This window comes from Mycobacterium sp. M26, assembly GCF_001494595.1.
Classification (GTDB): Bacteria; Actinomycetota; Actinomycetes; order Mycobacteriales; family Mycobacteriaceae; genus Mycobacterium.
The window spans coordinates 2,508,277-2,529,122 of record NZ_LN929908.1 but is presented as its reverse complement, the minus strand read 5'-3'; the positions used below and the strand labels follow the sequence as shown (position 1 = coordinate 2,529,122).

12 protein-coding genes are annotated in these 20,846 nt (G+C 68.0%); 7 read left to right on the top strand and 5 right to left on the bottom strand.

The window, feature by feature from the left end; translation table 11 throughout:
• Positions 1-708: 708 nt before the first annotated feature.
• The 4 genes from pks2 to BN3385_RS21385 are packed head-to-tail and all read left to right on the top strand — an operon-like array spanning position 709 to position 11,235.
• The gene (gene pks2, locus BN3385_RS21400) at positions 709-6,999 is read left to right on the top strand and encodes a sulfolipid-1 biosynthesis phthioceranic/hydroxyphthioceranic acid synthase (RefSeq protein ID WP_082690582.1); all 6,291 of its coding nucleotides are present in this window, start codon (positions 709-711) and stop codon (positions 6,997-6,999) included.
• Between the two features lie 25 nt (positions 7,000-7,024).
• Complete coding sequence (locus BN3385_RS21395) at positions 7,025-8,461, top strand: condensation domain-containing protein (RefSeq protein WP_059019789.1); 1,437 nt, start codon at positions 7,025-7,027, stop codon at positions 8,459-8,461.
• Between the two features lie 14 nt (positions 8,462-8,475).
• Positions 8,476-9,816, top strand: a complete 1,341-nt coding sequence (locus tag BN3385_RS21390; protein WP_059022277.1) for a WS/DGAT/MGAT family O-acyltransferase — start codon at positions 8,476-8,478, stop codon at positions 9,814-9,816.
• 9 nt (positions 9,817-9,825) lie between these two features.
• Positions 9,826-11,235 carry a wax ester/triacylglycerol synthase domain-containing protein gene (locus BN3385_RS21385; protein ID WP_059019787.1) on the top strand — a complete coding sequence of 470 codons (1,410 nt, stop codon included), beginning with the start codon at positions 9,826-9,828 and terminating at the stop codon, positions 11,233-11,235.
• Between the two features lies 1 nt (position 11,236).
• Here the strand turns inward: BN3385_RS21385 and BN3385_RS21380 are convergent, their stop codons facing one another.
• From BN3385_RS21380 to BN3385_RS21365, 4 genes are all read right to left on the bottom strand, one after another.
• Entirely contained in the window at positions 11,237-11,953 is a 717-nt protein-coding gene (locus tag BN3385_RS21380; protein WP_059019785.1) for a GAP family protein, read from the bottom strand.
• A gap of 45 nt (positions 11,954-11,998) precedes the next feature.
• Complete coding sequence (locus BN3385_RS21375; RefSeq protein ID WP_059019783.1) at positions 11,999-13,246, bottom strand: glycosyltransferase; 1,248 nt, start codon at positions 13,244-13,246, stop codon at positions 11,999-12,001.
• A 69-nt stretch (positions 13,247-13,315) separates the two neighbouring features.
• The gene (locus tag BN3385_RS21370) at positions 13,316-14,050 is read right to left on the bottom strand and encodes a hypothetical protein (RefSeq protein WP_059019781.1); all 735 of its coding nucleotides are present in this window, start codon (positions 14,048-14,050) and stop codon (positions 13,316-13,318) included.
• Positions 14,051-14,088: 38 nt separating this feature from the next.
• Positions 14,089-14,445, bottom strand: a complete 357-nt coding sequence (locus BN3385_RS21365) for a transcriptional regulator (RefSeq protein WP_059019778.1) — start codon at positions 14,443-14,445, stop codon at positions 14,089-14,091.
• 134 nt (positions 14,446-14,579) lie between these two features.
• On the opposite strand from BN3385_RS21365, the gene BN3385_RS21360 reads away from it, so the two are divergent.
• The 3 genes from BN3385_RS21360 to BN3385_RS21350 all read left to right on the top strand — a co-directional run bounded on the left by BN3385_RS21360 (position 14,580) and on the right by BN3385_RS21350 (position 19,963).
• Entirely contained in the window at positions 14,580-15,170 is a 591-nt protein-coding gene (locus BN3385_RS21360) for a hypothetical protein (RefSeq protein WP_156432841.1), read from the top strand.
• A 241-nt stretch (positions 15,171-15,411) separates the two neighbouring features.
• The gene (gene ileS / locus BN3385_RS21355; protein WP_059019775.1) at positions 15,412-18,528 is read left to right on the top strand and encodes an isoleucine--tRNA ligase; all 3,117 of its coding nucleotides are present in this window, start codon (positions 15,412-15,414) and stop codon (positions 18,526-18,528) included.
• A gap of 25 nt (positions 18,529-18,553) precedes the next feature.
• The gene (locus BN3385_RS21350; RefSeq protein WP_082690581.1) at positions 18,554-19,963 is read left to right on the top strand and encodes a DNA polymerase IV; all 1,410 of its coding nucleotides are present in this window, start codon (positions 18,554-18,556) and stop codon (positions 19,961-19,963) included.
• On the opposite strand, the gene BN3385_RS21345 is transcribed toward BN3385_RS21350, so the two are convergent.
• Positions 19,928-20,845 carry an asparaginase gene (locus BN3385_RS21345; RefSeq protein ID WP_059019773.1) on the bottom strand — a complete coding sequence of 306 codons (918 nt, stop codon included), beginning with the start codon at positions 20,843-20,845 and terminating at the stop codon, positions 19,928-19,930. The two genes, BN3385_RS21350 and BN3385_RS21345, sit on opposite strands and share 36 nt — an antisense overlap.
• Between the last annotated feature and the right edge of the window lies 1 nt (position 20,846).

Genomic DNA, 20,846 nt, shown 5'->3' with positions numbered 1-20,846 from the left:
CGTGTTCTGATGCTCCTGAATGTGTCCTGAATCACCGATAATGAACTGCTGAGACGCTACTCTCAGGCTACTCTCAGGTCAGTTGCCATCTTGCACAGCTTGCAGCCAAAATGCCAGGTCGTGTGCTTACAGGAAGCTGAGTCGCAGTAGCGGAAACTCTCAGGAATAGCCGTGTGGCGAGCCTCACACGGTGTCCGCATCCGTGCCGCAACCTCGTTATTCGGTGGCCACGTCGCGGCGGTCCGGCCGGAATATCGGAAAGCGCGAAACCGGGGCGATTCGGTTATTTGCTATGCCGTCATTTTGGGGGAATAGCGCTCAAATCGCGTTAGTTAACCTGCTGCAACGGTGTCCAGGGCCCGGTTCGGGACGACTCCGGGTGAGACCACAGGCCGTCCGCTGTCTCGTTTCCGCAGGAAAAGCCTTGTCCTACAGGGGTTTTCGAGCGATCGACTCGGGCATTTCGAAGGTGTTTGCGCTACGAGTTGCGGAAAGCCCAGCTACCGGATATCCGCTGCGGTGCTGGTCGGGCTTGTCGTGCACGGTAACATTGCCCAATCTCCAATCAAAATCACAAAACATTTGTCGCAGTCGTTAGAAAAAGCCGCTAAGCTACCGAGCACGTTGGCAACTTCGCTTGAGGGTTCCGAACCAGAATCAGGCAAGCTGCCGTGCCCTGAGTTGACGAAGAGTGAGGTGTGAGCGGACGTGCGTGAGACATCTGTCACCCCGGTTGCAGTCGTTGGTATGGCCTGCCGGCTGCCCGGAGGGATCGACTCGCCTCACAAGCTGTGGGAGGCGTTACTGGAGGGCGCCGACCTCGTCACCGAGATTCCCGCCGACCGGTGGGATGCCGACGAGTACTTCGACCCGGAGCCGGGCGTGCCCGGCCGCTCGGTGTCGCGCTGGGGCGCGTTCGTCGACGACGTGACGGGCTTCGATCCGGACTTCTTCGGCATCAACGAGCGCGAGGCCACCGCGATGGACCCGCAGCACCGCATGCTGCTGGAGACCGCATGGGAGGCCGTCGAGCACTCCGGCCACACGCCTGCCCAGATGTCGGGCACCTCGACGGGTGTCTTCATCGGTATGTCGCACGACGACTACGCGATGGTCACCAGTGCCGCGGGCTCCTTCGACCAGGCCTACGCCTTCACCGGCACGCCGTTCAGCATGGCCTCCGGCCGCATCTCGCACGCCCTGGGTCTGCAGGGGCCCGCCCTGACCATGGACACCGCCTGCTCCTCGAGCCTGGTGGCCGTCCACGCCGCGTGCCGCAGCCTGCACGAGGGCGAGAGCGACATGGCGCTGGCCGGCGGTGTGATGCTGATGCTCGACCAGCGGCTGTACGCCTCGGCCTCAGGCCAGGGCATGCTGTCGCCCACCGGTCGCTGCCACGCCTTCGACGTCGCCGCTGACGGCTTCGTCCGCTCCGAGGGGTGCGGCATCGTGCTGCTCAAGCGTCTCGACGACGCCGAGCGCGACGGCGACCGCATCCTGGCCGTCATCAAGGGCACCGCCTCCAACCAGGACGGTCGCACCGAGAACATCCTGACCCCGTCCTCCGAGGCGCAGGTTTCGGTGTTCCAGGCCGCGCTGGCCGCTGCCGGCGTCGACCCCGCCACCGTCGGCATGGTCGAGGGCCACGGCACCGGTACCCCGGTCGGCGACACCAAAGAGTTCACCAGCATCTCCACCGTCTACGGCCACGCCGGCCCGACCGCTCTGACCTCGGTCAAGAGCAACTTCGGCCACGCCGAGTCGGCCGCAGGCGTGCTGGGTCTGATGAAGACCGTGCTGTCGGTGCACCACGGTGTTGTTCCCCAAAACCTGCATTTCAATCGTCTGCCCGAGCATCTGGCCAAGGTTGAGACCGGATTGTTCGTTCCGGAGGAGACCACCGACTGGCCGACCCGGGACGAGGCCGGCCCGCGCCGTGCCGCGGTGTCGTCGTACGGCATGTCCGGCACCAACGTCCACGCCGTGCTCGAGCAGGCCCCCGAGACCGCGTCCAGCAGCACCGGGGCGTCGACCGACGCCGATGCCGGCCTGCTGGTCTTCCCGGTCTGCTCCACCTCCGCTGAGGAGCTGCGCCGCACTGCCGAGCGCCTCGCCGACTGGGTGGAGAACAGCGCCGCCGACCTGTCGCTGCGCGACCTGGCCTACACGCTGGCCCGCCGCCGCGGACACCGCCCGGTGCGTACCGCCGTCATCGCGCATGACCGCGCCGAGCTTGTCGAGCGGCTGCGTGAGGTCGCCAAGGGCGACGACCCCTACCAGGCTGCCGTCGGCCACGACGACCGCGGCCCGGTCTGGATCTTCTCCGGCCAGGGTTCGCAGTGGGCGTCGATGGGCGTCGGCCTGCTGGCCACCGAGCCCGTGTTCGCCGCGAAGATCGCCGAGATCGAGCCGCTGATCGCCGCGGAGTCCGGATTCTCGGTCACCGAGGCCATCACCGCCCCCGAGACCGTCGAGGGCATCCACAAGGTGCAGCCGGCCATCTTCGCGATGCAGGTCGCGATGGCCGCCACGATGAAGGCCTACGGCGTGCAGCCGGGCGCCGTCATCGGCCACTCGCTGGGTGAGGTCGCTGCCGCCGTCGTCTCCGGCGCACTGTCGCTCGAGGACGGCGTCAAGGTCATCTGCCGTCGGTCGCTGCTGTGCCTGCGACTGGCCGGCGGTGGCGCGATGGCATCCGTCGAGATGCCCGCCCAGCAGGTCCGTGAGGAGCTGGAGAAGCAGGGCATCGAAGACGTCGTGGTCGCCGTCGTGGCGTCCCCGAACTCCACCGTGATCGGTGGCGCCACCCAGACCGTCCGCGACATCGTCGCGGCCTGGGAGGCCCGCGAGATCATGGCCCGCGAGGTCAACGTCGACGTCGCCTCGCACTCGCCGCAGGTCGAGCCGATCCTCGACGAGCTGTCGGAGATGCTGGCCGATATCACCCCGATGGCCCCGGAGATCCCGTACTACTCCGCCACCTCGTTCGACCCGCGCGAGCAGCCGTACTGCGACGCCGACTACTGGGTCGACAACCTGCGCCACACCGTGCGTTTCTCGGCCGCCGTGCAGACCGCGCTCGAGGACGGCTTCCGGGTGTTCGGCGAGCTGGCGCCGCACCCGCTGCTGACCCGTCCGATCGACCAGACCGCCGCCACGCTCGACATCTCGGTGGCCGCCGTCGCCGGTATGCGTCGCGGCCAGGAGGTGCCGCACGGGCTCGGTGAGTTCCTCGGCAACCTCTACGCCGCCGGCGCGCAGGTGGACTTCTCGGTGCTCTACCCGGCCGGTGACCTGGTCGATGCGCCGCTGCCCACCTGGACCCATCGCAACCTGGTCCTGGTCTCCGACGGTGCCGATCAGCAGGCCCGTGGTGCCCACCTGGTCGCCGCCCACCCGCTGCTCGGTTCGCATGTCCGGCTGCTGGAGGAGCCCGAGCGGCACGCCTGGGCTGCCGAGGTCGGCACCGGTGCGCACCCGTGGCTGGTGGACCATCAGGTCAATAACGTCCCGGCCCTGCCGGGTGCCGCGTACTGCGAGATGGCTCTGGCCGCTGCCCGTACGGCTCTGGGCGAGGCCTCCGAGGTCCGCGACGTGACCTTCGACGCGATGCTGCTGCTCAACGAGGAGACCCCGGTCAGCGCCGTGGCCTCGATGCAGACGCCGGGCGCGCTGGAGTTCCTCGTCGAGACCGACCACGACGGTGAGCGCGAGCTGCGCGCCAGTGCGGTCCTGCACGTCGCCGACGCCGATGAGCAGCCCGCCGCCCACGACATGGACGCACTGCTCGCCGGCCACGACAACCGTGCCGACGGCAACGAGGTGCGCACCTGGTTCGACGGCCGCGGCGTGCAGTTCGGCCCGGCGTTCAGCGGCCTGGTGGCCGTGAACTCCGGTGACGAGTCGGCTGACACGGTGCTGGCCGAGATCGGCCTGCCGTCCTCGATCCGCAACCAGCAGACCGCCTACGGCGTGCATCCCGCGCTGCTCGATGCCTGCTTCCAGTCGGTGGCCGCCCACCCGGGTGTGCAGTCCTCCGGTACCGGTGGTCTGCTGCTGCCGCTGGGTGTGCGCCGGCTGCGGGTGTTCGGCCCGACCCGCAACGCCCGTTACTGCCTGACCCGCCTGACCTCGCTGGACGGCTCGACCGTTGAGGCCGACATCGAGCTGCTCGACGACTACGGCACCGTGCTGTTCGGTGTCCAGGGTCTGCGCATGGGCAGCGGAATGTCCGAGGCCCATGAGGGCGACCGGGTGCTCAACGAGCGCCTGCTGGCCATCGAATGGCGCCAGCAGCAGCTTGCCGAGGTCACCCACGCCAACTCGGCGACGTGGCTGGTGGTCAGCACCTCTGATGCTGCTGACCTGCTGGCCTCGGCCCTGACCGACGCGCTCAAGCTCAACGATGCCGACGTCACCACCATGTCGTGGCCGCAGCACGCCGACCACGCCTACAACGCGGAGATGCTGGGCTCGTACTTCTCCGAGGGCGGTTTCGACAACGTCGTCGTGGTCACCCCGTCGCGCAACGGCTGCCCCGAGGAGCAGCTTCCGCACCGCGGCGGCGAGCAGGTGCGCCATCTGGTGCGCATCGCCCGTGAGCTGGCCGAGACCGCGGGGGAGGCGCCACGGCTGTACGTCGTGACCCGCAACGCCCAGACGGTGTTGGCGGACGAGCGGCCCAACCTCGAGCAGGCCGGCCTTCGTGGTCTGCTGCGCGTGATCGGCGCCGAACATCCGCAGCTGCGGCCGTCCCAGATCGACGTCGATGACGCGTCGGACGCCAAGCTGATCGCCTGCCAGCTGCTCACCGGCAGCGAGGAGGACGAGACCGCCTTCCGCAAGGGCCAGTGGTACACCGCGCATCTCTACCCGAGCCCGCTGCGGCCGGATGAGCGCTACACCACCGTGGTCGACCATGCCCGCGACGGCATGCGCCTGCAGATCCGCACCCCGGGTGACATCGAGACCCTGGAGCTGGCTGCGTTCGACCGCATCCCGCCCGGACCGGGCCAGATCGAGGTGGCCGTCACCGCGTCCAGCCTCAACTTCGCCGACGTCCTGCTGGCCTTCGGCCGGTACCCGAGCTTCGAGGGCTTGGCGCCCCAGCTGGGTCTGGACTTCGCCGGTGTGGTGACCGCGGTCGGTCCGCAGGTCACCACCCACCGGGTCGGTGACCATGTTGGTGGCATGTCGACCAACGGCTGCTGGGGCTCCTTCGTCACCTGCGACGCCGACGTGGCAGTGACCTTGCCCGCGGGTCTGCGTGACGATCAGGCGGCCGCGGTGACCACCGCGTCGGCCACGGCCTGGTACGGCCTGCACGACCTGGCCCACATCAAGGCCGGCGACAAGGTGCTGATCCACTCCGCCACCGGTGGCGTGGGCCAGGCCGCGATCGCCATCGCCCGGGCCGCCGGCGCCGAGATCTACGCAACGGCCGGCACCGAGGAGCGCCGCGACATCCTGCGGGCCATGGGCATCACCCATGTCTACGACTCGCGCACCCCGGCGTTCGGCGAGCAGATCCGTAAGGACACCGACGGCTACGGCGTCGACATCGTGCTCAACTCGCTGACCGGTGCCTCCCAGCGGGCCGGCGTGGAGCTGCTGGCCTTCGGTGGCCGCTTCGTCGAGATCGGCAAGAAGGACATCTACGGCGACACCCGGATGGGACTGTTCCCGTTCCGTCGCAACCTGTCCTTCTACGGCGTGGACCTGGCCCTGATGGCCAGCACCCACCCCGAGCAGATCCGCGACCTGCTGGACACCGTGTACCGGCTGACCGCCGAAGGCGTGCTGCCGCAGCCGGAGACCACGCACTACCCGCTGGCCGACGCGGCCACCGCCATCCGCGTGATGGGTGCCGCCGAGCACACCGGCAAGCTGCTGCTGTCGGTGCCCAAGGTCGGCCACAGCAGCGTCGTGGTGCCGCCCGAGCAGGCCCGGGTCTTCCGCCGGGACGGTTCCTACATCATCACCGGTGGTCTCGGCGGTCTGGGCTTGTTCCTGGGCGCCAAGATGGCTGCGGCCGGTTGCGGCCGGATCGTGCTGAACTCGCGGTCGCAGCCGAAGCCGGAAGCGCTGGAGGAGATCGCGCGGATGCGTGCCGCCGGTGCCCAGGTCGAGGTCGTGACCGGTGACATCGCGCAGTCGGAGACCGTCGACCGTCTGGTGGCGGCCGCCACCGCCACCGGCCTGCCGGTGCGCGGCGTGCTGCACGCCGCCGCGGTGGTCGAGGACGCGATCCTGACCAACATCACCGACGAACTGGTGGACCGGGACTGGGCTCCCAAGGTGTACGGCGCGTGGCATCTGCACCGCGCCACCACCGCGCAGCCGCTGGACTGGTTCTGCTCGTTCTCCTCGGCGGCGGCCCTGATGGGCTCGCCGGGCCAGGGCGCCTACGCGGCGGCCAACAGCTGGCTCGACGGATTCACCCAGTGGCGTCGTTCGCAGGGCCTGCCCGCCACCGCGATCGCGTGGGCGGCGTGGGACGAGATCGGTGCCGGTAAGCATCTGGCCGCCGGTGGCGAGACCGCGATGATCAGCCCGGAAGAGGGTGCACACGCCTTCGAGGCGCTGCTGCGTCACGACCGCGCCTACAGCGGCTACGCCCCGCTGATCGGCACCCCGTGGCTGACCGATCTGGCTGCGCGCAGCCCGTTCGCCGAGGCGTTCCAGTCCAGCTCGGACCGCCCCGCCGACACCAGCACGTTCCGCGCCGAGCTGCACACGCTGCCGCGCGACGAGTGGCCCACCCGGGTCCGTCGCCTGGTCTCCGAGCAACTCAGCTTGATCTTGCGTCGCTCGATCGACCCGGACCGCCCGATTTCCGAGTATGGTCTGGATTCGCTGGGCAACCTCGAACTGCGTACCCGGATCGAAACCGAGACGGGCATCCGAGTGCGGTCGATGGACATCACCACCGTCCGGGCGCTGGCCGAGGGCCTGTGCGAGACGTTGGCCGGTGTGATTTCGTCAGCTCCATCCCGCTGACAGGCGCGAATAGGGGAACAACAGAGTGGTTGCGCTTACTGCAATCCATGACTGGGTCGACGCGCCGGGGACGGTTACCTCGTGGAGTCCGTCTCCGGCGTGCCTGAAGAAGCTTCAGGATGCCCCGGTCAGTGATGTGCCTGCCAGTTACCAGCAGGAACAGCACATCCGGACATACCGGAAGCACTCCGAGAACGGGCTGGAGATGGCCCGGCTGCTCATTCCGGCCTGGAACATGCCGGGCCGGTGTGACATCCGGGCGATGACCTATGTCATCAACTCCTACCTGCGCCGCCACGACACGTACCACAGCTGGTTCGAGTTCGGCGAGGACGACAGCGTCGTCCGGCACACGGTGAGCAATCCGGCCGACATCCAGTTCGTCGCCACCAAACAGGGTGAGATGACGGCGGCGCAGTGGCGTGAGCACGTCCTGGAGACCCCGAGTCCGCTGCAGTGGGACTGCTTCCGGTTCGGCGTCATCCAGCGGGCCGACCACTTCACCTTCTACGTCAGCATCGACCACCTGCACGCCGACGCGATGTTCATGGTGGCGCTGTTCGTCGAGTTGCACATGAACTACGAGGCGCTGGCCGGCGGCGGTGCTCCGATCAAGCTGCCGGACGCCGGCAGCTACCACGATTACTGCGTGCGTCAGCACGAGTTCACCTCGACGCTCACGCTGGACTCGCCCGACGTCCGCAAGTGGATCGAGTTCCTGGAGAACGCCGGCGGCTCGTTGCCGACTTTCCCTCTGCCCCTTGGTGATTCGTCGGAACCGTGTACGGGTGATCTGCTCACCGTGCAGTTGATGGACGATCACGAGACCGATCGGTTCGAGTCGGCCTGCACATCGGCCGGGGTGCGTTTCATCGGCGGCGTGTTCGCCTGCGCGGCGATCGCGCACCGCGAGCTCACCGGGGATGACACCTACTACGTGATCACCCCGACCACCACCCGCAGCACGCCCGAGGAGTTCGTCACCACGGGCTGGTTCACCGGGCTGGTGCCGTTGTCGGTGCCGGTGGCCGCGCGGTCGTTCGCCGAGGTGGCCAAGGCCGCCCAGGAGTCCTTCGATTCCGGTATGCCGATCGCCAACGTGCCCATCGAGCGGGTGTTCGAGCTGGCGGAGTCGCTGCCGCAGATCCACACCCCGGGCCCCGGCGTCCCGATGCTGTCCTACCTCGACGTCGGGCTGCCGCCGCTGAACCCGATGATCATGGCGCAGTGGCACGGTCTCAACGGCCGGCTCTACACCGATCTCGGTGCCGCCAACCAGGTCGGCATGTGGGTGAACCGGCGCGCCAACGGCACCATCATCACCGTCGCATACCCGGACAACCCGATCGCCCGGGAGTCCATCGCGGAGTTCGTCGAGCAGATGAAGTGCACCTATCTGCGGGTGGCCGACGGTCGCGCCGAGTCGCTGTCGTCTCCGCGCATACCCAAAGCGACGGTCTGATCCCGGTGGCCGGGGTGTCAGACAATGTCGTGCCCTACACCGACCAGGCGTTGTTCCTGGCGCTGCGTGGAACCGGCGAAGAAGCCGCCATGCAGATCGTCTGGACCTATCAGCATCCCGTCGACCTCGACGGGTTGAGGAAGTTCCACCGCGACTTCGGCCAGGGTCTGGTGGCCCGGTATGTCGAACCGTCACCGGTTCCGTTCGGCAGGCACCGCTGGGTGGCGGCCAATGGTCCGCAGTGTCCGATCGATATGGACGACTCGATTCGGCCGCGCGCCGAGCTGCTCACCTGGGTGAACGAACACCTGCAACTGCCGATCGATCCGCAGCGCGGTCCGGGCTGGCGGATGGGGGTGCAGCGGTTCGACGACGGCTCGACCGCGGTCAGCCTGGTGGCCACGCACTGCGTCGCCGACGGTGGCGCGTTCATCGGCCGTGCCATCGACACCATCAACGGCAAGAATCGGGATCTGGGTTACCCGCCCGCCGGTTCGCGTACCCGGCGTCAGGCCGTCGCGGCTGACCTGCGTCAGACCGTCCGCGACCTGCCGGAGATCGGCCGCACCCTGAGGCGTGCGGCCAAGGTGGCGGTATCCCGCAGGCACGAACTGGTGCGGCCGAAGGCCGCGCAGCCGGCCGTCGCGGGTGGCAGTCATCAGGTGCAGGTTCCCAATGTCGCCGTCTACATCGACGCCAAGGACTGGGACACCCGCGCGGAAAGCCTCGGCGGCAATGCCTATTCGCTGCTGGCCGGGTTCTGCGCCAAGCTGGCCGAGCAGCAGGGCCGGGTCCGGGCCTCCGACGGTGTGGTCACCCTGATGATCCCGGTCAACGAACGGCAGGGCGACGACGACACCGGCGGCAACGTGGTGTCTATCGCCAACGTCAGCTTCGATCCCGCACCGGTGACGAAAGATCTGTCGGGTGCCCGGGCCGCCATCCGGACCGGCCTGAAGACTGCCCGGGAAACACCCGACGAGATGGTGGCGCTGCTTCCGCTGATCCCGTTCCTGCCCAAGCGCGCCTTCGCGAAAACGGTGGACATGACCTTCGGATTCTCCGAAGACCTGCCGGTCTCCTGTTCCAACCTGGGTGACCTGTCGGCGGATCTGCTGCGCATCGACGGCACTGCGGCGGAGTACATCAACCTTCGCGGCGTCGACCGGTACATCACCGAGGAGGCGCTGCAGAAGCGGCACGGAATCCTGACGCTGGTGTCGGGGCGCGTCGGCGACAAAGTGACCATCGCGGTGGTGGCTTACCAGCCTGGTCTGGAGAACACCACTGCCCGTCTGCGTGACGTGGTGGCCCAGACTCTCGCCGACTTCGAGCTGACCGGCGTGATCGAGTGAGGTTCACCCTTGACGACTGAAACACGGACCAGGCGAAAGCTTTTCGCGCGTCGCGCAGCGGGCGCTGAACAATCCGAGCACCGGCTGGAGTTCCTCGACCAGACCGCGTTCGAGCTGATGCGCGCCACCGGACGCAGTCAGCTGATGCAGTGCGTCTGGGTCTACGAGCATCCCGTGGACGTCGAGGGGCTCAAGAGATTCCACGACAACTTCAGTGCATCGCTGGCCGGCCGGTTGATCGAGCCGTCGCCGTTGCCGTTCGGCCGTCCGCGCTGGGTGGACCCGGTGGGCCCGCCGAGCCCGATCCGATTCGCCGAGCAGCCCAGGCCGCGCAGCGAATTGATGGACTGGGCCGACGAACTGGGCACGCTGCCGATGGATCCCGAGCATGGTCCGGCTTGGCACATGGTGGTGCAGCCGTTGACCGACGGTTCGACCGCGATCTCGATCTTGGGCTCGCATTGCATCGGTGACGGTGTCGGCGCGCTGCTGGCGATCTTCGAGGGCATCACCGGCAACGTCCGCGATATGGGGTATGCGAGGCCCAAGTCGCGTTCGACGGTCCAGGCTCTGGCAGCCGACCTGCGCCAGGCCGCCCGGGACCTCCCGGTCACCGCCCGCACCGCGGTCAAGGCGGCCAAGCTCGTTGCCGCCCAGCGCAAGGAACTCGCCCGTTCGCGCGCGCTGCAACCGTCCCCTGAGCCCGGCGTCGACCTTGATAGCACCGTGGTGGTGCCGTCGGTCGCCATTTTCGTCGACGCCAAGGAGTGGGACGCCCGCGCGGAAGCCCTTGGTGGGAACAGCTATTCGCTGGTGGCCGGGTTCGCGGCCAAGATGGCCGAGCACCTGGGCCGGCGTCGCAGCTCCGACGGTGCGGTCACCCTGGTGATCGCGATCAACCTGCGGGAGAGCCTGGATGACGACCGGGCACTGGCGATGGCCTTCGCCAACGCCACCGTCGACCCGACCCAGGTGACCACCGATCTGACCGAGGCCCGTGCCGTGGTGCGAACCGCCCGCGAGAGCGCCAAGTCGCAGCCCGACCCGACCCTGGAGCTGCTGCCGCTGATGCCGTGGCTGCCCAAGCCCGCGGTCAAGGGGGTGGCCGAGTTGCTGTTCGCCTACTCCGAGGACCTTCCGGTGTCCTGCTCGAACCTCGGCGACCTGCCTCCGCAGCTGGCCCAGCTCGACGGCACCGACGCGGAGTACGTCCTGATCCGCGCACTCGACCAGCACGTGTCGATGCGCGAGATCCAGCGCTCGCACGGCCAGCTGGTCGTGGTGTCGGGGCGGATCAACGGCAAGGTGGTGATCTCGGTGGAGGCCTACGAGATCGGCGCGGAGAACAGCAAGCCGCGGTTGCGGGCCATGGCGGCGCAGACGCTGGCCGAGTTCGAGCTCAACGGCAGCATCGAGTAGTTCAGAGGCTGACGATCCCGGCGATCAGGAGGATCGCGCCGACCAACCCGAGCACCAGCGACACCTGCCGTCGGGTCCTGGCCCGGATCCAGGCGTTGAACGACTGCACCCAGGCGGCGGTCCGCTGCGGGGCGATCAGATAGCTCACCAGCGGGATCGCCGAGATGGCGTTGGCCAGGAACAAGAAGACGAACAAGGCCAGCCCCTGGATCGCGGGCGGTTCGTTGGACGCGATGATCAGCGCCAGCAGCGCCATGTACTCCACGCCCGGCATGGCCAGGCCCAGCCCGGCGAAGCTGGAGAACCAGTGCGACTCACCGTGGATGATGTTCTTCGCGCGGATGGCCACCCGTCCGGTGGTGGTCGTCGCGGTCGCATCGGCCGAGCCGTCGTCCTCGGCGGGGTCCGGCGGGGCCAGCGGGTTACGGGCGAACCGGCCGAGCGGGACATTGCTGGCCAGAATCGCGGCGATCAGCAGCACGGCCACGCCGATGCCGATCTGGATCTTGGAGCCGTCGAAGTTGGTCGGCCCGAACAGGCCGCGGTGGAACACGAACAACACCAACAGACCGACGCTGGCGCTGAGCGTGAACCCGCTCAGCAGGAAGATCAGCAGCTGGCGGATCGGATGCCGCCTGGTCAGCATCAGGGCGATCAGGCCGATGCGGGTCGGTTCGAAATTGACCGCGATGGCGAGCACCAGCACGGTCGTCCACATGGCTGCTGACTTTACCTTGCCGGGGCCCGGCGACCGATTCGCCGACTACGCGGTGCGGTGTTTGCGGGCGGCGGCTTCCAGCAGGTCGGCGGCCGTCGTCACGCTGGTCGCGGCCGGGGTCATCCGGGCGGCCACCGCGCGGGCGCGCTCGGCGTATTCCGGTGTGAGAACGGTCCTGAGGTCCTTGAGCAGGGTGTCTTTGGTGGTCGCGGTGAACCGTCGTGAGGTGCCGACCTTCAGTCGCGACACCTGGTTTGCCCATACCGGCTGATCCGCACCGACCCACAGGATGATGGTGGGCACGCCGGAGCGCACGCTGGCCGATGTGGTTCCGGCGCCGCCATGGTGGACGATGGCCCGGCACAGCGGGAACACCGCGGAGTGGTTGACCGAGGCGACCACCTTCACCTGGTCGGTGTCGGGGATGCCCGCGACGTCCCAGACGCCCGTACAGATCAGGGCCCGTTCGCCGAGTTCCGCACAGACCTCGGTGATCATCGCGACCGCGTCGGCGGGGGAGTCGACGGGCATGCTGCCCCAGCCGAAGTAGATCGGCGGCGGCCCGGCACTGATCCACGAACTCACCGCATCGTCGACAGCGGTCGGCAGCGCCATCGTCAGCGACCCGATCAGCGGGCGCTTGCCCGCCCACTCCTCGGCCAGCCCGGGGAAGAACACCGGGTCGTAGGCCTGGATCTCGAGAGCCCCGCCTTCGACGACGCGGCGTACCCCGCGGGTGGTCGCCTTCGGTAGTCCCAGGACGCGACGCTGCTCGTCCTCGGCCTTCTTGTACAGCCGCCAGTGCCCCCACTCGACCACCGACCAGGCCGGCCCGAGCAGCGGTGCCGGCAACGGGATGGGCATGGTGTGGCTGTTGGGGCGGCACGGGAAGTAGTGCAGGGCCGCCAGCGGGAGGTGCCGGTATTCGGCGACGTTGGCGGCGACCTCCTGATAGGTGGTGCCGGTCAGGATCAGGTCGGCCCCCTCGGAGATGGTGGTGAGTGCCTCGTTCATCTGCGCCCAGCCGTCACTGATGTAGTCGCGGGCCTGCCGGAACACCGAGACCGGGTTGCCGACCTTCCACCAATTGGTGAAGACGTCGGCTTCGATCTGCTTCTGCGAGTCCACGCCGTAGGGCAGGGCCGGTCCCAGGCCGGCCGCTTCCACGAAGGCGACGAGGTTGGGCGGCACGGCCAGGCTCACCTCGTGGCCGCGGCGCACCAGTTCAAGGGCGAGCGCGGCGCAGGGTTCGATGTCCCCCCGCGTCCCGTGGACCGCCACGGCGAATTTCAATTGACCGTACTTTCGACGAATGAGCTGCGCAGCCAGGGCCGGCGGCCCCTGCGATTAGATCACAACAGCTCAGTGCGACGTCTTGGAGAACCACTTCATCTTGATCCGCCAGGAATGCGCAGAGGCCAGGGCGAAACCGGCGCCGCAGAGGCAGGCGAACAACCAGACCAGCTTGCCGCCTTCCAGCGACTGGAAGGGGGTGACGTAGGCCGTGATGATCCGGATCGAGCAGGCCACGACTCCGGCGGCCGAGGCCAGCAGATAGACGTTGGCGATGAATCGCGAGCGGGGGTCCTTCCGCAGGATCAGCAATGCCCGTGACCCGTACACCAGCAGATAGATGAGTGTTCCGCACAGCAGCAGCCAGTAGGCGCTGAGCCAGAAATCGGTGGGCACCTGGAAGAAATCGGGCCGATAGATCGCCGCCCCGTTGCCGAATGAGAAGGTGGCCAGCAGCAGCGGAATGCACAAGGTCGCCGGGCGCTCGACGTACTGCTTGAACGCCAACTGCAAGGCGTCGTCCTCCTGGAGCCGGCCCAGGGCGTTGTAGACGATCGCCGAGGCCGCCACGATGTAGCAGTCGTGGCCGAGATAGTCCTCGAGGTTCCACTTGCCGGTGAGGTTGTAGAGCTGACGGCCGATGGTCTCCGAAGCCAGCGGCGACATCAGCGCCACGGCAGCACCCTGCAAGGCGATGTTGAGCGTCGCCGCGACTTCCCAGCGGCAGTTCCACGTCACCCGCCTGATCCACAGGCTCCACGCGATACACGCGAGGGTGATGGCGATGAGAACACCAACAGCCATATCCGACTACCTTTACCCCCGAATAACCTCAGTAAATATTACAGGGGAGGCGCGTCCTGTCGAGGCCGCAATTCGGCGAGTTTGGGCGCTATGCGCAAAGTGGTGGGTGAATTAATTGTCGTCACCGTAAATGCGGGAGATTCGACGTAATTCCATACTTCTTCGCGGGTCATGAGGCCGAATCGAACCTGCAGGTCGGGGTAGCTCAGGCCGAAACGCCCTGCCACGAAACGCAGCTCTTCAGCGTTCGGATAGTCGTGCTCCTTGATCCGCCGGTAATACGTTGAGCTGGAAATACCCAGCGCGTCATAGATGTCCTTGGCGTCGACATCACCGTCGAGCAGGTACTCGAGGAGCGCCTTGAGCTGTCTGCCGTTTTCGTCGGTCCTGGGCACGGAATCACGATACCCGAACTCCCGGTAATGGGTACTGGCAACCTTGCGGGGCAGACAATTCAATTAATTGACACAGCCGTCACAGTTATGGGAATGGTCTCCCAATTTTGGGAATCGACCGCTACGGTGGGGGCATGGTTGCTCCTCCCGTGACCAACCCGTCGAGCAACGTGCGGGTAGTCGACGAAGAAATTGCAGGCCTTCCGCGACCGGAAGACATGGTTCTGATGGCAGCGCCATTGGGTCGTGAACTGACCGACGAACTCGACGGCGCGCTAGAGGTATCCGCTGTCGGCATCGAAGAGATCCTGTTGGCAGCGCTGGGCCGGGCCATCGCCCGGACCATCGGTGTCGGCGTGGTGACCGTCGGCGGCCTGACGACGGTCAGTCCTGTGCGGCTCGCCTGTGCGCTGGAGTCCGGTCTCGACGCCGACGGCCTGGTGGCCGATGTGCGCCGGGCGCTGGTCGCCGCGCCGCAGGGCACCCACGGCCCGGCCGACGTGATGTTCTCCTTCCTCGGTATGGCGCCGGACGCTGCTGTGGGTCCGCTGCACCTGGCCGACGGCCCGGCGCTCAGCGTCTTGGCCTACCGGTCCGGCGGGGTGCTGCAGATGGACTGGTGGTACGACGGCCGACGGCTGGACGCCTGCACGGTCGAGGAGCTCGCCGGGCAGTTCCGGCTCGGGCTGATCGGGCTGACCTCCGAGGTCACCCCGGCCGCGTGAGTCAGCGCCGCCGAGGCGACGCTAGAATTCCTGCAACGGCACCGATCCGGCCATCACCGGGGAGCCTTCGGAAGAACCGCCCGCGCACTGGGCTCAGTAGAACCGAACGGGCAGGCCCGTCACAGCCTGTAATGAGCGACCCACACACTCGTGGGTAAGCGGGGTGGTACCGCGGCGCTCGCGCACCAGCGCGTCGTCGTCCCCGTGCCTGACGATCCGGCACAGGAGACGAGCGCACATCGTGACCGAGAACGGCTACCCGAAGGTCGGCGGTTCGCCCCATTTCCCGTCCCTCGAACGCGAGGTCCTGGACTACTGGGCTGCTGATGACACCTTCCGCGCCAGCATCGCCAACCGCGACGATGCGCAGGAGTACGTCTTCTACGACGGCCCGCCGTTCGCCAATGGCCTGCCGCACTACGGCCATCTGCTGACCGGCTACGTCAAGGACATCGTGCCCCGGTACCGCACCATGCGCGGGTACAAGGTGGAACGCCGGTTCGGCTGGGACACCCACGGCCTGCCCGCCGAACTCGAGGTGCAGCGTCAGCTCGGCATCACCGACAAGGCGCAGATCGAGGAGATGGGCATCGAGAAGTTCAACGATGCCTGCCGCGCCTCGGTGCTCAAGTACACCAACGAGTGGCGCGACTACGTGACCCGCCAGGCGCGCTGGGTGGACTTCGACAACGACTACAAGACGCTGGACCTGTCCTTCATGGAGTCGGTCATCTGGGCGTTCAAGCAGCTGTGGGACAAGGGCCTGGCCTACGAGGGGGTGCGTGTCCTGCCGTACTGCTGGAATGACGAGACCCCGTTGTCCAGCCACGAACTGCGGATGGACGACGACGTCTACCAGAGCCGGCAGGACCCGGCGATCACCGTGGGATTCCAGGTCACCGCGCCCGGATCCGATCTTGACGGCGCCTACCTGGTGGTCTGGACCACCACGCCGTGGACCCTGCCATCGAACCAGGCGGTCGCGGTCAACCCCGATGTCATGTATGCCGTTGTGCGCGTGGAGGACCGGCGCCTGGTTCTGGCGCAGGCCCGGCTGGCGGCGTATGCCCGCGAACTCGGCGAGGAGCCCGAGGTCCTTGCGGCCCTGCCCGGCGAACAGTTGCTGGGGCTGCGCTATCTGCCGCCCTTCCCGTACTTCGCCGATTCCGCGAACGCCTTCCAGGTGCTGCGCGGCGACTTCGTCACCACCGAGGACGGCACCGGCATCGTCCACATGGCACCCGCCTACGGCGAGGACGACAAAGCCACCACCGACACCGTCGGGATCGTGCCCGTCACGCCGGTCGACTCCAAGGGGCGCTTCGACGCGACCGTGCCCGACTATCAGGGCCAGCACGTGTTCGACGCCAACCCGCAGATCATCCGGGACCTCAAGAACGGTACGGCTGCCGCAGCCGTCAACACCCCGGTCCTGATCCGGCACGAGACGTATGAGCACTCCTATCCGCACTGCTGGCGGTGCCGCAACCCGCTGATCTACCGGGCGGTGTCGTCGTGGTTCGTCAAGGTCACCGAGTTCCGCGACCGGATGGTCGAGCTCAACCAGCAGATCACCTGGTATCCCGAACACGTCAAAGACGGCCAGTTCGGCAAGTGGCTCTCCGGCGCCCGGGACTGGTCGATCTCCCGAAACCGGTACTGGGGCACGCCGATCCCGGTGTGGGTGTCCGACGATCCGGCCTACCCGAGGATCGACGTCTACGGCAGTCTCGACGAGTTGGAACGCGATTTCGGGGTGCGCCCGGACAACCTGCACCGGCCCTACATCGACGAGCTGACCCGGCCCAACCCCGACGACCCGACAGGTCGCGCGACGATGCGGCGCATCGAGGACGTCTTCGACGTGTGGTTCGACTCCGGGTCCATGCCGTACGCCCAGGTGCACTACCCATTCGAGAACGAGGACTGGTTCGCGAGTCATTTCCCCGGCGACTTCATCGTCGAGTACATCGGCCAGACCCGCGGCTGGTTCTACACGCTGCACGTTTTGGCCACCGCGCTGTTCGACCGGCCGGCGTTCAAAACCTGTGTGTCCCATGGCATCGTGCTCGGCAACGACGGCCAGAAGATGAGCAAGTCGCTGCGCAACTATCCCGACGTCAACGAGGTCTTCGACCGCGACGGCTCCGATGCCATGCGCTGGTTCCTGATGGCTTCGCCGATCCTGCGCGGCGGCAACCTCATCGTCACCGAGCAGGGCATCCGCGAAGGTGTACGTCAGGTCCTGCTGCCGCTGTGGAACGCCTACAGCTTCCTGTCGCTCTACGCCCCGAAAGTCGGTACCTGGCGCACGAATTCGACCCACGTCCTGGACCGCTACATCCTGGCCAAGCTCGCCGAGCTCCGCGATGACCTGACCGCCGCGATGGACGTCTGCGACATCTCCGGTGCCTGCGAACAGCTGCGGCAGTTCACCGAAGCGCTGACCAACTGGTATGTCCGGCGGTCCCGGTCGCGGTTCTGGGAGGAGGACGCCGACGCCATCGACACCCTGCACACCGTGCTGGAAGTGACCACCCGGCTGGCTGCGCCGCTGCTGCCGATGGCCACCGAGGTGATCTGGCGGGGCATCACCGGCGAGCGTTCGGTGCACCTGGCGGACTGGCCGCAAGCCGGGATAGTGCCCGCCGACCCCGAGTTGGTGGCCGCGATGGACCAGGTCCGCGAGGTGTGCTCGACCGGCTCCTCGCTGCGCAAGGCCAAGAAGCTGCGGGTCCGGCTGCCGCTGCCGAAACTGACTGTCGCCGTGGAGGATCCGGCGCGTTTGGAGCCTTTTGCGGATCTGATCGCCGACGAGCTCAACGTCAAGGCTGTCGAGCTCACCGACGACATCGCGACCTACGGCCGCTTCGAGCTGACCGTCAATGCCCGGGCTGCCGGTCCGCGGCTGGGCAAGGCCGTACAGGACGCCATCAAGGCGGTCAAGGCCGGCCAGGGTGTGCTCAACCCGGACGGCACACTGAGTGCCGGGGATGTGGTGCTCACCGCCGAGGAGTACAGCTCCCGGCTGGTCGCCGCCGACCCGGAGTGGACGGCGGCGCTGCCGGACGGCGCCGGACTGGTGGTGCTAGACGGCACCGTCACTCCGGAGTTGGAGGCCGAGGGCTGGGCCAAGGACCGCATCCGCGAACTGCAGGACCTGCGCAAGTCCACCGGCCTGGAGGTCAGCGACCGGATCAGTGTGGTGATCTCAGTGCCCCCCGCCCACGAAGACTGGGCCCGCACGCACAGCGACCTGATCGCCGGCGAGATCCTGGCCACCAGCTTCGAGTTCGGCGATCCCGTCGACGGCACCGAGATCGGCGACGGCGTACGGGTGGCGATCGCCAAGGCCTGACGGGCCCGGGCAATACCATCGACCCGTGGAGCGGTGGGTCCTGCATTTCGACATGGATGCCTTTTTCGCATCCGTGGAGCAGCTGACCCGACCCACCTTGCGCGGCCGTCCCGTGCTGGTCGGCGGCCTGGGCGGTCGCGGCGTGGTGGCCGGTGCCAGCTATGAGGCGCGGGTGTTCGGCGCCCGCTCGGCCATGCCGATGCACCAGGCCCGCCGGATGGTCGGCGTCTCCGCAGTAGTGCTGCCGCCACGCGGCGTGGTCTACGGGGTGGCCAGCCGCCGCGTCCTGGACACCGTGCGGGCGATGGTGCCGGTGCTCGAACAGCTGTCTTTCGACGAGGCGTTCGGCGAGCCCGCCGAGCTGGTCGGCGCAACGGCACAGGACGTCGAGCAGTTCTGCGTCCACCTGCGGCGGCGGGTGCGGGAGGAGACCGGGCTGGTGGCCTCGGTCGGTGCCGGATCCGGCAAGCAGATCGCCAAGATCGCCTCCGAGTTGGCCAAGCCGGACGGGCTGCGGGTGATCCGCCGCGACGAGGAACGCCCGCTGCTCGACGGTCTGCCGGTGCGGCGACTGTGGGGGATCGGGCCCGTCGCCGAGGAGAAGCTGCACCGCCTGGGCATCGAGACCGTCGGCCAACTCGCGGCGCTCAGCGACGCCGAGGCGGCCAGCATCCTGGGTGCCACCATCGGGCCAGCGTTGCACCGGCTTGCCCGCGGTATCGATGACCGTCCGGTCATGGAGCGGGCTGAGGCCAAGCAGATCAGCGCCGAGTCCACCTTCGCCGTCGACCTCACCACCATCGAGCAACTCCGTGAGGCCGCAGGCCCGATCGCCGAGCACGCCCACAAACGGCTCGAACGTGACGGTCGCGGCGCCCGCACCGTCACGGTCAAGCTCAAGAAGACCGACATGAGCACACTGACCCGCTCGGCGACCCTGCCGTATGCCACCGCCGATATGGGCACGCTGACCGCCACCGCGCGCCGGCTGCTGCTCGACCCGCGCGAGGTCGGCCCCATTCGCCTTCTCGGCGTTGGCTTTTCGGGCTTGTCCGACGTCCGTCAGGAATCGCTGTTCCCGGATCTCGACCAGCAGGAGGCCGAGTTCTCCGACACTCACATCCCGGTGCCCCAACCCGAGGCCGACGCCGGCGGCTGGCGCATCGGTGACGACGTGGGCCACCCGGAGTTCGGCCACGGCTGGGTACAGGGCGCCGGCCACGGTGTGGTCAGCGTGCGCTTCGAGACCCGCAGCAGCGGGCCCGGCCTGATGCGCACCTTCGCCGTCGAGGAAGCCGAGCTGACCCGGGCCAACCCGGTGGACAGCCTGGACTGGCCAGACTCGGTCATCCCCGAGTCGCTTCGCTCCTGCCCGCCGGACGTCGAGGAACTGAACCGGTCAGCCCCAGCGGGTGACGACGTCAGCCACGGGTAGCCCCAGACCGAGCGCCACCATCAGCAGCACCCGGGCCTGGCTGGCCCGCAGCCGCGGCACCAGCACCGCACCCGAGCTCACCAGGTCGTGGCCGGGTCCATAGGCCGCGTAGGTGCGCCCGGCCGGAACCCGCGTGGTCACCACCACGCTCACCCCGGCGGTGCACGCACGTCCCACCGCATCCACCACCGGGATCCCGGCATTACCCGCCCCCATGGCCTCCAGCACCAGTCCGCGGGCACCCGCGGCAACGAACGCGTCGACGGCCACCCCGTCGGCGCCCGGGTAGGCCGAGACGATGTCCACCCGCGGCACCCCGGTGACTTCGCCCAGGAAGGGGCGTTCGGCCGAACCGCTGATCGCCACCGTCCCGTCGTGCACCGTGCCGATGAGCGTGCCGCCGAACAGACCGGGACCGCCGACCTTGGTGGTGCCCAGCGGCGCGTACACCGATCCGGCGAAGCAGAGCAGCACGCCGAAGGCGCGGGCCTGCGGGCTCCCCGCCACCGCCAGTGCGTCGCGCAGATTGCCCGGTCCGTCGGAATTGGGGGAGTCCGCCGAGTACGCCGCCCCGGTCAACACCACCGGCACCGAACCGCCGTAGGTCAGTGCCAGCCACAGCGCCGTCTCCTCCATCGAGTCGGTGCCGTGGGTGACGACGATGCCGTCGGCGCCACCCTGCGCTGCCGCCGTCACCGCCGCCGAAATGCGCAGCCAGTCGGCCGGCGTCAGGCGCGAGGAATCGATGTTGAGCACGTCGATGGTCTCGGCATCCAGACCGGCCGCCAGCTCGGCGCCGCCGTGTACCGGACGCAGGACGCCGTCGGCGTCGGCGCTGGTCGCGATCGTCCCGCCGGTGGTCACGACGACGAGTCGGGGCATG

Excerpts from the sequence above, each read along its gene's own strand:
- BN3385_RS21380 (WP_059019785.1), bottom strand. The coding sequence starts at position 11,953 with ATGTGGACGACCGTGCTGGTGCTCGCCATCGCGGTCAATTTCGAACCG.
- BN3385_RS21360 (WP_156432841.1), top strand. The coding sequence starts at position 14,580 with ATGGTTGCTCCTCCCGTGACCAACCCGTCGAGCAACGTGCGGGTAGTC.
- BN3385_RS21345 (WP_059019773.1), bottom strand. The coding sequence starts at position 20,845 with ATGCCCCGACTCGTCGTCGTGACCACCGGCGGGACGATCGCGACCAGC.
- BN3385_RS21370 (WP_059019781.1), bottom strand. The coding sequence starts at position 14,050 with ATGGCTGTTGGTGTTCTCATCGCCATCACCCTCGCGTGTATCGCGTGG.